Source organism: Pseudoalteromonas sp. '520P1 No. 423', from assembly GCF_001269985.1.
GTDB lineage: Bacteria > Pseudomonadota > Gammaproteobacteria > Enterobacterales > Alteromonadaceae > Pseudoalteromonas.
On the sequence record NZ_BBZB01000002.1, the window covers coordinates 374714 to 387458 of the forward strand.

Consider the following 12745-nt stretch of genomic DNA (forward strand, 5'->3'; position numbering starts at 1 on the left):
TTTTAAGTCTAATCTGTTTTCAAACTCAAATAATATAAAGGCTGTGTACACGATCATTGACTGCTATTTTGATCTAACTAGATCTGTGATTGATAGTGTAGAGGCTCATGACCAAGTACGTCATATCCTGATAATAACCATTGAAGCTGCTCTGAACTCAATGTGAATTCTTGAGTCGATATTTTGCTAGGCCATTTGAACTTTTGGTTCTCAAGTCGTTTGTACCACAATGCAAAACCTGTTTTATCCCAATACAAAATTTTGAGTTTATCTTTGGCTTTAGTACAAAATACAAATAACGCACCAGTATAAGCATCACGAGCAAGTTCATATTCCACAATACCAGTGAGTCCATTGATGGATTTTCTAAAATCAACAAAATCACGATGTAAAAACACCTTCGGCACATCAACAAACATTTTCATTGGGCACACTCTCGTAATAGTTGAGCAAGGTATGAAGCTGGGATTGAACTTGGAAAGGTAAGCGTTGCATTTCCAACACTGAGATTAATATTGTCAGGTTGGCGTGTTTCAAACTCAACTTGTTGCGTCACTTTAGCGCGAATAAATCCAGATTGCGTTAAATTTAGTTTTTTACGGTGAGCATAAAAGCTAGTAAGTGAGAGTTTATGTTGGCGACAATAATCAATAATGGTTAAACCACTAGATTGTTGGGCTTCAATGATAGATTGCCATTGTTCTTGGTTGCGCATAATTCTCATAAGTTACTCCAAAGGTTATTTGGTTATAACTTAACGAGACTGGTAAATATTTGTTAGATGCAGATCGCCGGACGTTTACGTCTTATTTATCTTTACTTTCGTTTCTGTACTTTTCTAGCATTTTCACTTATTCCCATAAAATATGGGCCGTTTTAGGCAACGCAAATGTGTTTCAAATGTAAAACGGCGCAATAATATCTATTATGTGTATAGGTGGTTAAAATAAGTCGGGCTTTGTCATAGGTTTTACACGCGATACTGAGTAAGCACAAAAACTCTATGACTTAATAAATAAAGATAAGATTGAATGATACCTTTATGTGTACAATCTAATGCATTTCGTTCCTTCGCCACTACAAGTCGCCAAACAGTGGAGTCAGAATTGAGCAACCAAGCCGAAGGCTGCTTAATTCATCAAACCTACTTAATATGACTCAAAGTCGTTGCTGTCATATGCCATCAAATCTAATAACTTTTGGTTAATAAATAGAGTCTCTTTTCCTGATTTTTTAATCTCAAGTATTCCTAGTTTAACCAAGCGATGTAAGTTAGTCATGGCCGCTTGGCGAGATTTATAAATATCTCTATCAACAATATCTCTAGAACGTAAATATGGTTTTTCAAATAGAACCTCTACTAACTCATGTGAATATGTATTTTCTGCGCTCTCTTTGATGTGCTCAGCGGCAGACTTCTGAAGATTAACGATTGCGTTCACTTTGTCTATAGTCCATTGCGCTGTGATCCTTATAGCATCTAGCATAAAACATATCCAGGACTCCCAATCGCCTTCGCTTGTTACTTTAAGCAATAGTTCGTAATATTTTTCTTTGTTTTTAACTATATATCGACTTAAGTACAGTATAGGTTGGGAGAGCAAGTCATTCTCAATTAAAAACAGTATGTTAACTATTCTCCCCGTTCTACCGTTTCCGTCCAAAAACGGATGAATGGCCTCAAACTGATAGTGAGATATAGCCAAGGCAATAAGAGGGTCAACATCATGGTCATGAATGTATTGCTCCCAATTAGAAAGCTTGTCTCTTAAGTTTGTCTCCCCTACAGGCGGGGTGTAGATAATTTCTCCAGTCCTTTGGTTTCTCAGGTCTGTTCCCGTAATCTTCCTAACATCTACTTTCCTATCTGTCAGCTCACTACATACTTCTTTTGCAGTGCTAGTATTAAGCGGTCTTGCTTGTTCGCTTGTAATTGAATTAAAACCAACAAATAAGGCTCGCTTATATCTTAAGGCTTCTTTTGTTGCTGGATCTGCGTTAGAAGAGTCTGAATCATGTTGAAACAAAGCGTCTGTTGTTGTAACAATATTTTCTATTTCAGAGCTAGACTTTGATTCCAGTATTGGTATCAAATTTATTAGAAGATTTTGATTGGATAAAAGTCTTGCGACTTGATTTAAGGCTGAAAGCTCCCTAGCTGCTGGCGTCAATTTTTTAAGAATATTTATCGTTTCAACACCATTCACTGGCAAAGGCGGCAGATCGAACGGTATTTCAGGTTTCCAAGTCATGTTACATTCATTTAGTCATTTAATTTTATAACGATAATAGGTCGTTTTAGGCACCATAACAAGACCACATGTTAAAAAGTAAGGGGGAATTTAACATGACGTCAGCAATAGGTTACTTCAGACACCATAACAAGACCACATGTTAAAAAATAAGATTAAATTTAACATGACGTCAGCAATAGGTTAATTCAGACACCATAATAAGACCACATGTTAAAAAATAAGGGGGAATTTAACATGATATCAGCAATAGGTTACTTTAGGCACCATAATAAGACCTCACGTTAAAAAATAAGATTAAATTTAACTCAAAAATAAATTAAAACCTAGTCCCTTACCTAATAAAATATCACCATTTATTCAAATGAATTCATTAAAGAAAACACCCGCACGATCAACTACCTAGCTGATGTAGTGGTACAGTAGTTTTGGCCACCTAATAAGAAATGTTATGATTATTTCATAACCAATTTAGGTGACATATGACAAAGAAAAACCGTGTAACATATTCTGCAGCGATCAAACTTGAAACAGCTCAGTTAGTAATTGACCAAGGCTACACTCAAGAAGAAGCAGCAAAAGCTATGAATGTGGGTAAATCAACTGTGAGTAAATGGGTTGCCCAGTTAAAGGTTGAGCGAAGCGGAAAATCACCTTCAGCATCACCTATGACGCCTGAACAAATTGAAATTCGAGAACTGAAAAAGCGTATACAGCGAATTGAATTAGAAAAGGATATATTAAAAAAGGCTACAGCTCTATTGATGTCGGACTCTCTGAACAATTCTCGATAATCGAGAAACTCAATAAGAGCAATAGTCACCCAGTTAAAACATTATGTGATGTATTTGGCGCACATCGCAGTAGTTATAAATATTGGGTTAACAGAGATAAATCAGTATCAACTGATGATTTAAGGTTATCTATTGAAATCAAAGCAATACATAAAGAAAGTAATGGCTCTGCGGGTGCCAGAACTATCTCTGATATTGCATCTTATCGTGGTTTTAATTTAAGTCGGTATCGAGCGGCTAAATTTATGAAAAAATTAGGACTGGTTAGCTCTCAACCGCCAAATCATAAGTACAAAAAAGCAAAGAAAGAGCATATTTCAATACCCAATTTATTAAACAGACAGTTTGATGTAATTGAACCCAATCAGTATTGGTGTGGTGATGTGACCTATGTTTGGATTGGTCACAGGTGGGCATATTTAGCCGTTGTAATTGATTTATTTGCAAGGAAGCCAATTGGTTGGGCTATCTCCTTGTCTCCAGATAGTGAATTAACAATAGCCGCTTTAGATATGGCTTATGAAAGCAGAGGAAAACCTAAAGGTATCATGTTTCACTCAGATCAAGGCTGTCATTACACAAGCTTAAAGTATCGTCAGAGGGTATGGAAATATCAAATAAAGCAAAGTATGAGTCGACGAGGAAATTGTTGGGATAATGCGCCAATGGAAAGGTTTTTTAGGAGCTTTAAAACTGAATGGAGCCGAAAAAGGGTTACATCGATTTTAAAGAAGCCAAAGGTGCAATTACTGATTACGTAATAGGTTATTACAGCGAGATCAGGCCTCATCACTATAATGCAGGCTTAAGTCCAAATGAATCAGAGCGAAGGTTCTGGTTAAATTCTAAAACTGTGGCCAAATTTAGTTGACCACTACAGTACCTGTCGGTAACTTAAGTTGGACATTATTTGTGAACACGCAAAACTTTAAGGGCCCTGTGGCTTTTTCGATACCTGATTTATGGGCTGAATTATCAAAAGAGTACAGCGCAATCGAAGGGCTCGGATTAGACAATCAGCCGTTAATGTTAGGTGATTCTGGTACTATGGAGTTTGGCTGGACTCGGGCATTAAAACAACAAGACAATAAAGGAGATACATATTATAAGGTACCACAAATTCAATATCCGATGAATAGCGATGGGCAGTCCACTATCATGCAAGATTTGACGATATACAGCAAAGATGCCTTATTTCATAAATTTAGCCATTGGCAGCAAAGTGATCAGGTTTCTCCAACACAATTTGATGCTAACGGCATGCGCAAACCGATGTTATCACATACCTTCAATAGTCTGCACATCGATGATATGTACACGAGTGCATTTTACGATATCGCAACCCCTACAATATTTGATGATAACTCTTTTGGTTTACAGTGGCATGCACCACCAGAAAATGGCATGGGGTTATACCCAAAATACTTCAAACAACAAGGCAATGCATTACTGGCAATCAAAGAAAACCAAGTACCGAGCGAGACTAATTTAATTAATGAAGAACTACCGGCACCAAGTAGAAACCCAGAGGCTTATGAAGTTGATAGTGCTGGTCAAGAGCTATTTACTGACTATGCAAGTGGCCCTTATACGGCGACACTTAATGATTGCTCGAAGGTGACCTATTATTGGTATAAATTTACTGACCAACCTAGCATAAAAAAATATAATTTAACTGCGGATGAAAAATATAAATTACAAACTATGGTTGAAAAAATGCATACTCACTGGAAAAGTACAGATGAGTACCTAGCCCCTCCCTCTAAAGGTAATCTGGTTAGTTTTGACGATAACTTGATTGTAACACCACCAGAAGGACTTGAAGTAGGGTATGTGCCTATAGTAGTTAAACAAGAGCTTGCATGTGATTTACCAGAACAAATAGACTTGCCTTGGCCTGTTGAAGATAAAGTAGATACTAGCCCAATCAAAAAACCTATATTGACTGAGCCATTGCCGCAAAAAAGTAATGGTGGCGTTATGTCGATTTGGTTTTTAGCGATGCTCATGGTGATCAGAAATCTGATGTTAGAAAAAATCGGTTCAACAAAAGTTAGTGGCACTAAGAAAAAATCATTCTAACGTAATACCAGGTCATTGAATTTTAATCACTTGTCAGGCTTTGATACTTATCGTAATATCTGAGCCTGATAAAATTAAAAAAAACGATTCAAGCAAAGCTTATTTTTTAGGATAGATTTTTGAAAAAAAACACGTACTTTTGGTTGGTGTTATGGTCTGCATATTTGACATTTGATTGCTTAGCACAAAATAACGTAGCAAGTGTGACAGAAAAAGAGTACTTAGAGTCGTTTGATCAAACAACGCTGGTTATTGATGATATTATTTGTACTGGTAACGAGCATACTGATTGTCGTTTTATTAAAAATAAATACTATCAGAATGTTGGCAACCAGCTTGACAGAGCCGAAATAATTGATGCAAAGTTGCGCTTGAGTACGTTAATTCAATTTAGAGATATTAATGTCTATTTAAAAAAAGGGAAACAACGCGGTCATGTGGTCGTAGTTTTTGATATTGAAGAAGCGAGTAATCTTCAATACGACCTCTCTTATGACGTAAAACGAATAAAATCAAAAGAAGATTTTTATGCTTGTTTTGGCGACGCCGTGCCAGACAATAAAGCAGCACTCATTAATTTATGTGATAGAGATAAGTATCGTATATCTGAAACGCAACAATATATATCGGCAAAGGCAACAAATTTTAACTTCCTTGGTTCAGGAAAAGAGCTTTCTCTTGGTGTTTCTGGTTACAAATATGATAAAGATGCAGATCATTTCAAACAGTCATTAATCGAACCTGCAGATACTGATAGTTGGTCTACCCGTTATATTACTTTGCACAATACACTATCTCTGGATTACTATGATCCGCATTTACTTAATTCACCGTACTATTATTTTACTGCGTATATTCAATTAACCAAGAACCGATCTAAATATACCGAAAAAGACGATAATACCAGCCAAACCTCTCGCGAAAGTTATCCATCGAATAAGCAAAGTTGGTTTTCTTTTGGTAGAAGGTTTGCACGTTACTCTTATTTTTCAATGGGCATTGAGGGTGACTTGGATGAAAAAATCGATGAAAATTATTTCTTCAGTTATGGGTTTAACAGTGAAAATGATACTTTATTTCCGATATATGGTGATAAATTATCGACTCGCTATAGAACACTTAAAGACGGCCATCGCTACCAGTTATCTTATTTATCGCATGTAAATATCGATGACGATAGTGCTATCTCTTTTGGTCTTAATGCGGATTATTATAAACAATCTAATAGTCACTTTTATTCAAAAATTAAAGAAGCTGGATTCATAGCTAAATATACGCGTCATAAAATGATAAACGCAAAATCCGGTGCGTACTCAGGTTGGTCGTTAGGAACAAGCTTCAAGAAAAAACAAGATTGGTATGACAATAATTCGCGTGAAGACTTTCATATTATCGAGTTTGATGCAGGTTATACCTACCAAACCGAGGGCATGATATACCGATTTTTTCTCAAAGTTGGTCTAAATGAAAGTCAATAAGCATTCTATTGCTCAGTACAAGTTACTTTGCCTAATAACAGTTTACTTGATTGGCACCAGCCTAGCTGCTGACGCAATCGAACTATCTGTTCTCAAAGAAACACACCAATTATCTCTAAAGATCACTGATATTAACTACCCTAATGAACTGTTAAATAAGGAGCTAAATAGTGGCTTAAAAAGCCAATTTCATTCCATTATTAGCTTTGAAAAAGAGGATGAAGTTTTGACCCGATGCGCTCATTCATTAAACGTCACTTATGACTTATGGGATGAATATTATCGTATTGAAAAAGTTGACAATCATGGCTTAGCCGCCATATTGAGGATTACTAATATTCAAGAAGTATATCGTATCTTGAAAAATCTAGAAATAAAGTGTCCCCTAAGTGCAATACAAGCAACAAATAACCTTCGCATCAAAGCGCAAGTATTTGTTAACCCGGTTGAACAAAAGCGTATTGAAAAAATCAAATCGTGGATAAACACTAGCCAAGAACATAAAGATGGCAGTGAAGGCGCTATGAGTCATGTAAATGAAGGTAGCCATTATAACCGGATTATTAGCATTGACGGAAAGGCAGTGAAATCTATCATGCACGGAAAAAATACAACCACAAGACCAAGATTTGAAAAGCTATTCGATAAAATTTTATCTCAATACACAGGGCCTAGCGACATAATCTCTTTATGGAAAAGCAAAGTTATAACAAAAAAAATCAAGCTTCAGCAGGTAAATAATGAAAAGTAATCTTGTCAGTTATTATTTAATCACTGCTATTTTGACCCTCGCTCTTTTGCCTTTTCTAGCGTCTTATTTATTGTTAAATGAAATATTAGACAGCGCAACTTCTTTGGTGGTAAAACCCAGTACGATTCAAATGTTAAAAAACTATCAGCAAGATTTGAAAACCTTAAGAAAACTTAACCCCAAAGAAACCGACAATTACAAAGAAAAATTTAATACTGTCTCTGAACAATTGTTAATTTTTCAACAGCCAGATTTAGTGAAAAAGGTAATAAGCGATACCTACTTAACTTATTACCTCATTTTGTTTGTTACAGTGCTAATTTTCTCAACTATTGCTGCTATTTTTTTAAGTCGAAAAGTGGCTAAGTCATACCGCCTGATGGTATCGAGTAACATTACCAAAGAAAAGAAAATACAAGCATTAAGCTACTTTGATGAATGGCAAATAATCGCTGGGAAATTAGCTCATGAAATTAATAACCCATTAACACCTATCCAAATGATGGTGAGCAATTTATCAAGACTACATCAAAAATTAGACAGGAATAGTTTTGCCGAAAATTTAAATAACACTGAAAATGTTGTTTCAGAGGAAGTTAACAAACTTAAAAACATGGTTAGTCACTTTAATAAATTTTCAAAGTTACCTGAACCCGATTTTCAATGCCTAGATATATTGAGTCACCTTGATCAGTTTATTCAACAATACAGTCCAGCCTGGCAGAGTGTCAATTTCAATATGAAAGTAGCTGATAATATTGAACAATCACGAGGCGTTTTGATTGATGCCGATGTTATCCTATTTAACCAATGTTTGCTAAACCTTGTTAATAATGCGATTCAAGCCAATCCAAATTGTCAGCCATTAGATGTGACATTTTCTGTAGCCATCAAAAAGATGGTCAATCAACATCACTGGTTAAAATTAACGGTATTTAATCGAGGTAAACTCATCAATGAAAAAGAGCGAGATAGCATTTTTAAGCTTTATTACAGCTCTAAAAAGTCAACGGATTCAAGTGAAAATATGGGCTTAGGCTTAGCAATTGTCAGAAAAATAATTTTAGATCACAAAGGTGATATACAATGTCTTGCATGCAGTGATGGCGCGGCATTTGAATTGTTATTACCATTACTTAGTAGTAAAACATAGTTAATGAAAGAAGGTAGTCATGGGGCAAGTAAGAATCATCGTTATTGATGACGAAATTAATATCTGTAAAAGTCTTAGTGCCTGTTTAACTCCAGAAGGCTACGATGTCTCCTTTTATACCTGTGCTAGTGCCGCGATAAAAGCAATGCACACCCATTACTTTGATTTAGCCGTTATCGATATTCGTCTTGGACAAAAAAATGGTATCGAGTTGTATCAACAAATGAAGCAAGAAAAAGTTGATTTGCCTACCATTTTTATTTCAGGGAATGCCTCACTAGACGAAGCTGCGCGTACATTAAAATTAGGCGCTTATGACTTTTTAGAGAAACCATTTTATGCGGAAAAACTGATTGTCACCGTGAATAACTGTATGGCCTTTCATCAAATGCACTTAAAGTTAAATGCGATTGAACAAGCGCAGGCTGAACAAGCGCTAATTGGTGAACATCAACTGATTCAATCACTTAAAACCACCATTAAAAAAGTGGCTAACAATAATGTTAATGTATTAATTACAGGGGAAAGTGGTACAGGTAAAGAGTTAATTGCACAAGCGATCCATGAAAATAGTCAAAGAGCGGCACAGAGTATCGTAAAAGTAAATTGTTCAGCAATACCAGAAAACTTATTTGAAAGTGCCTTATTTGGTCATATCAAAGGAGCTTTTACTGGCGCTGATAAACACAAAAAAGGGTATTTTGAAATGGCTGAACAAGGGACGTTATTTCTTGATGAAATTGCTGACATTCCTTTATCAGTGCAAGCAACTTTACTGCGCGCATTAGAATATAAAGAGGTACAAAAAGTGGGTTCTGATCAAGTAACTAAAGTGGATATTCGTTTACTTGCTGCAAGCCATAAAAACTTAAAAGCACTAGTCGATACAGGAAAATTTAGAGAAGACTTATACTACCGGTTAAGTGTTATCCCTGTACAATCACCTTCTTTAAGAGAGCGACAAAGCGACATTCCTCTACTCGCTAATTATTTTGTCCGCCAAATTAGCCAACGCCATGGTATGACTAATAGAACAATTGAGCCAAGCTGTTTATCACTGTTGACTGACTATCATTGGCCTGGCAATGTGCGTGAATTACATAATGCCATAGAGCGCATGTTAATTATGGGCGGTGAGACCTTAACTTGTGCCGACCTCCCTCATGAAATAGCCTATGCAAGTACAGAGCAAATCTCAGAAAGTAATCAACTCACATTAAAAGCTCATTTGCGCTATGTTGAACGAGAATTGATCATAAAGCGGCTGAAAGAGTATCAAGGTAACATCACAAAAGTGGCTGCATCACTGGGATTAGATCGTTCATATCTACATAAAAAATTGATCCAGCATGAAATTAAACGGGATCAAATCTTTAAGTAATATAATACTCCTTCACCTCACGGCAAGCGCATTTTAATCCCGGACTCTAACAGGGTTGAGTGATATTCATCGTCTAGCCCTGCCATTTTCTTTTTGGCCGCCATACTGGCTTGTTTCGACTCATCTTGCTTGAACAATGCCATCCCTATCTTTCTCATAACGTTGAAGACCAGAGGACCTTGAGCTTTACCTATTCGTGACTAAAGTAAAAAGTTCAATTTATCATGATCTTGCCGTGAGGCCAAAGAGACATCAACCCTCAAAGTTTGCAGCGTGATGCAGGTAAAGTATATCGATTACATGATGACGGTCGTATTCCTGAGGATAATCCTTTTACTAAAAATGGCATGTCAAAGTCTGCCATTTACTCATATGGCCATCGTAACCCACAAGGCATGGCTAAACATCCTATAACAGGCGATATTTGGACACATGAACATGGTCCTAAAGGCTTCGATGAAGTTAATATAATCGCAAAAGGTAAAAATTTGATAAAAAATAATCTAAATGTGTTTTTGCTTCGTATTGCCATATAGTTTTTCTATTCGAGGAATTAAATATGGCATCTCAAACAACAATTTTAGGTATTTCTGATGGCAGCCATTACTTGGTTGGCATTACAGATGACGACGGAAATTTTGGCGCAATGCCACAATTGGGTACTATTCAAGTTTGCGCTTCTTTATCAGCGGCGAAAGATGTTTTACGTAAACACAATATTTCATCGGCACAATTAACATTAGAATCTGCTTATGATGAAATGTGTGGCATGTCAGGTGCAATGGCATCAAACCAAGTAGTTTCTATCGTATTATAAATCTCAAGCTTGATATATGACAAAAGCGATACATATGTGTCGCTTTGTTGTTTTGAATTAAGTGATAATGCATAAGGCTGGTAATATATGCGAAGCCAAATAATTTTATTAGGATTACTGTGTAATATGCTCGGTCAAGCTAAAGCACAAACACATCAGACAATTGATTTAGATTATTTAAATAATCAGTCTTGGCAAGTGATCAATGACGGTGTTATGGGCGGTTTATCTCGTGGTAAGGTGTCAGCTAAAAGTGATAACTTGCACTTTTTTGGTCAAATCTCGACTGCGAATAATGGTGGGTTTAGTAGTGCTTACTTCTCATATAGCATGCAATCATTCTATGACGCTGTGCGGATCAAAGCTAAAGGTGACGGAAAAACCTACCAAATCAGATTAATTAAAAACATTAATGGTTATCGCGTTGCGTACAAAACCAGTTTTTCAACTCAAAAAGATAAAGTTCAAATTCACACAATGAAATTATCAGATTTTAAAGCCAGTTTCAGAGGTCGTATTATCACCTCGGCACCACCTATTTACTCCAATGAAATAGCGCAAGTTGGCTTTTTAGTGACTCATAAAACCAATGCCGATTTTTCTTTAAATGTTTATCAAGTAGAATTTGGAGATTTCATCGATGAATAAAATAAGCCCTAAGTCTTTACTACATAGTAAATGGACCAGCACACAAGTTAAAAACAAAGAAAAGCACTTTGTGATCACTAAAGTGCTTTTCGATGAAGAACAAAAAATAATTGAATGTGTTATACAGGCTGTGATGAATCAAAATGAATACGATATTGACTGGCGAAATTTAAAAGATAAAAATTTATGGAAAATAGGCTGGCAGTAACATCAGCCTTTATTACTACCAATCAATTGTTTCACCTTGCCAATCAACAAAACTCAACTCGCCGTCTAGTTGTGCTTTGTTGGTAATATCAATTAAAGCACTAGCGACAAAGTCTCGGGTAAATAGCTTTCCTTTAGGCACATTTTTTTGAAAAGGTTTAGATAATGGCGAGTCAGTTGTGCCTGGATGAAAAGCAATTAACTTGACATTTTTAACCGTCCTTTTAAGTTCTATTGCAGCTGATTTAAGCAACATATTAAGCGCCGCTTTAGAGCTGCGATAGCTATACCATCCGCCTAATTTATTATCAGTAATACTGCCTACACGGGCACTCAGAAAAACAAATTTACATTCATTTTTATGATTCATTTGCGTTGTTAAATGTTTTAACCACAATAGTGGAGTAAGCGTATTGGCATTTATAATATTCAAAAAACTCGTTGGGTCAAACTCAGAAAGCTTTTTTTCGGGGTATGAGGTGTCATCATGGAGTAATCCGTGGCAGATAAATACCCGTGAAAGCACATCAACATTTAATTCTTTCACTGCAGATTTTATATGACTTTCGTGGTAACTACTGGTTTCTATAATAGTGATATCTTTAAATACTGGGTCATTATAAAATTCGATATTACGAGAGATAATAATTAATCGCTCATTGGTTTGATTGACATTGATAGCGATACCTTTGGCAATCTCACTATTAGCGCCTATGATCAGTGTTGTCATAACAGACTCCTTTTTCGCAATGTGCTGAACCAACACCAAAATATTTATGAATAAAGCTAGAAATAGGTTGACGGTATTTCGCAACAACTAAATAACATAAGTGAAATAATTGCTTGAATACAGGCCATTGTAATGGCGCAACGTAAAAGCCTTTACCTACAATCGTCCAAGCACGATGAGTAACGTCTAACCCTTTTAAAATGTTTCCTTGATACTCTCCATGAAGGATCTTCATAGCAGAAATTTTGTTTATATGTTGGTATTGTTTTTCAAAAACATTGTTATGCAAATTGATAAGGTGTATTTGATGATTGATATCATCTCGCTTGAGTTTGTCCATTTCAGCACAACATAAAGGACAAGCACCGTCGTAAAAAATAGTTAATTTATCTGATGTCATAACAACTCACTTTAAAAACAGAACAACAAACTATACGAGTGAAAAAATGAGA

Annotated in this window: 14 protein-coding genes and 1 pseudogene; 10 read left to right on the plus strand and 5 right to left on the minus strand. The window is 36.0% G+C overall.

From position 1 onward, the window contains the following. Window positions 1–77: 77 nt before the first annotated feature. From tnpB to PSA_RS20320, 3 genes are all read right to left on the minus strand, one after another. On the minus strand, window positions 78–425 hold the full coding sequence (gene tnpB, locus PSA_RS20310) for an IS66 family insertion sequence element accessory protein TnpB (RefSeq protein ID WP_042146380.1): 348 nt from the start codon (window positions 423–425) through the stop codon (window positions 78–80). Continuing rightward, on the minus strand, window positions 422–724 hold the full coding sequence (locus PSA_RS20315) for a hypothetical protein (protein WP_059365030.1): 303 nt from the start codon (window positions 722–724) through the stop codon (window positions 422–424). Before PSA_RS20315 ends, tnpB begins: the two co-directional genes overlap by 4 nt. A 424-nt stretch (window positions 725–1148) precedes the next feature. Then, complete coding sequence (locus PSA_RS20320) at window positions 1149–2252, minus strand: Fic family protein (protein WP_042146390.1); 1104 nt, start codon at window positions 2250–2252, stop codon at window positions 1149–1151. 482 nt (window positions 2253–2734) lie between these two features. On the opposite strand from PSA_RS20320, the pseudogene PSA_RS24845 reads away from it, so the two are divergent. The 10 genes and pseudogenes from PSA_RS24845 (at window position 2735) to PSA_RS20380 (ending at window position 11564) form a co-directional block, all read left to right on the plus strand. Further along, window positions 2735–3917: pseudogene (locus PSA_RS24845) on the plus strand (IS3 family transposase). Between the two features lie 41 nt (window positions 3918–3958). After that, the gene (locus tag PSA_RS20335; protein WP_157575805.1) at window positions 3959–5128 is read left to right on the plus strand and encodes a hypothetical protein; all 1170 of its coding nucleotides are present in this window, start codon (window positions 3959–3961) and stop codon (window positions 5126–5128) included. 119 nt (window positions 5129–5247) lie between these two features. After that, window positions 5248–6606: a hypothetical protein gene (locus tag PSA_RS20340; protein ID WP_042143861.1), complete on the plus strand. Its 1359-nt coding sequence runs from the start codon at window positions 5248–5250 to the stop codon at window positions 6604–6606. Then, window positions 6593–7357, plus strand: coding sequence for a hypothetical protein (locus tag PSA_RS20345; RefSeq protein WP_042143860.1), 765 nt, complete (start codon window positions 6593–6595; stop codon window positions 7355–7357). The genes PSA_RS20340 and PSA_RS20345 overlap by 14 nt, the downstream gene beginning before the upstream one ends. Next, window positions 7347–8510 carry a PAS domain-containing sensor histidine kinase gene (locus PSA_RS20350; protein WP_042143858.1) on the plus strand — a complete coding sequence of 388 codons (1164 nt, stop codon included), beginning with the start codon at window positions 7347–7349 and terminating at the stop codon, window positions 8508–8510. Before PSA_RS20345 ends, PSA_RS20350 begins: the two co-directional genes overlap by 11 nt. Window positions 8511–8529: 19 nt before the next feature. Further along, on the plus strand, window positions 8530–9891 hold the full coding sequence (locus PSA_RS20355; protein ID WP_042143855.1) for a sigma-54 dependent transcriptional regulator: 1362 nt from the start codon (window positions 8530–8532) through the stop codon (window positions 9889–9891). 251 nt (window positions 9892–10142) lie between these two features. After that, complete coding sequence (locus PSA_RS20365) at window positions 10143–10427, plus strand: PQQ-dependent sugar dehydrogenase (RefSeq protein ID WP_371257874.1); 285 nt, start codon at window positions 10143–10145, stop codon at window positions 10425–10427. A 23-nt stretch (window positions 10428–10450) separates the two neighbouring features. Continuing rightward, window positions 10451–10708 carry a DUF6482 family protein gene (locus tag PSA_RS20370; RefSeq protein ID WP_042143851.1) on the plus strand — a complete coding sequence of 86 codons (258 nt, stop codon included), beginning with the start codon at window positions 10451–10453 and terminating at the stop codon, window positions 10706–10708. 87 nt (window positions 10709–10795) lie between these two features. Next, the gene (locus tag PSA_RS20375; RefSeq protein WP_059365032.1) at window positions 10796–11356 is read left to right on the plus strand and encodes a CIA30 family protein; all 561 of its coding nucleotides are present in this window, start codon (window positions 10796–10798) and stop codon (window positions 11354–11356) included. Then, window positions 11349–11564, plus strand: a complete 216-nt coding sequence (locus PSA_RS20380) for a TIGR02450 family Trp-rich protein (protein ID WP_042143846.1) — start codon at window positions 11349–11351, stop codon at window positions 11562–11564. The genes PSA_RS20375 and PSA_RS20380 overlap by 8 nt, the downstream gene beginning before the upstream one ends. Before the next feature lie 15 nt (window positions 11565–11579). Here the strand turns inward: PSA_RS20380 and PSA_RS20385 are convergent, their stop codons facing one another. Beyond that, on the minus strand, window positions 11580–12293 hold the full coding sequence (locus PSA_RS20385; protein WP_042143843.1) for an SDR family NAD(P)-dependent oxidoreductase: 714 nt from the start codon (window positions 12291–12293) through the stop codon (window positions 11580–11582). After that, on the minus strand, window positions 12268–12693 hold the full coding sequence (locus tag PSA_RS20390) for a thiol-disulfide oxidoreductase DCC family protein (RefSeq protein ID WP_042143840.1): 426 nt from the start codon (window positions 12691–12693) through the stop codon (window positions 12268–12270). The genes PSA_RS20385 and PSA_RS20390 overlap by 26 nt, the downstream gene beginning before the upstream one ends. Window positions 12694–12745 lie beyond the last annotated feature (52 nt).

Coding starts and splice junctions, on each gene's coding strand:
- tnpB (WP_042146380.1), bottom strand. CDS start 425: ATGAAAATGTTTGTTGATGTGCCGAAGGTGTTTTTACATCGTGATTTT.
- PSA_RS20315 (WP_059365030.1), bottom strand. CDS start 724: ATGAGAATTATGCGCAACCAAGAACAATGGCAATCTATCATTGAAGCC.
- PSA_RS20320 (WP_042146390.1), bottom strand. CDS start 2,252: ATGACTTGGAAACCTGAAATACCGTTCGATCTGCCGCCTTTGCCAGTG.
- PSA_RS20345 (WP_042143860.1), top strand. CDS start 6,593: ATGAAAGTCAATAAGCATTCTATTGCTCAGTACAAGTTACTTTGCCTA.
- PSA_RS20350 (WP_042143858.1), top strand. CDS start 7,347: ATGAAAAGTAATCTTGTCAGTTATTATTTAATCACTGCTATTTTGACC.
- PSA_RS20355 (WP_042143855.1), top strand. CDS start 8,530: ATGGGGCAAGTAAGAATCATCGTTATTGATGACGAAATTAATATCTGT.
- PSA_RS20370 (WP_042143851.1), top strand. CDS start 10,451: ATGGCATCTCAAACAACAATTTTAGGTATTTCTGATGGCAGCCATTAC.
- PSA_RS20375 (WP_059365032.1), top strand. CDS start 10,796: ATGCGAAGCCAAATAATTTTATTAGGATTACTGTGTAATATGCTCGGT.
- PSA_RS20380 (WP_042143846.1), top strand. CDS start 11,349: ATGAATAAAATAAGCCCTAAGTCTTTACTACATAGTAAATGGACCAGC.
- PSA_RS20385 (WP_042143843.1), bottom strand. CDS start 12,293: ATGACAACACTGATCATAGGCGCTAATAGTGAGATTGCCAAAGGTATC.
- PSA_RS20390 (WP_042143840.1), bottom strand. CDS start 12,693: ATGACATCAGATAAATTAACTATTTTTTACGACGGTGCTTGTCCTTTA.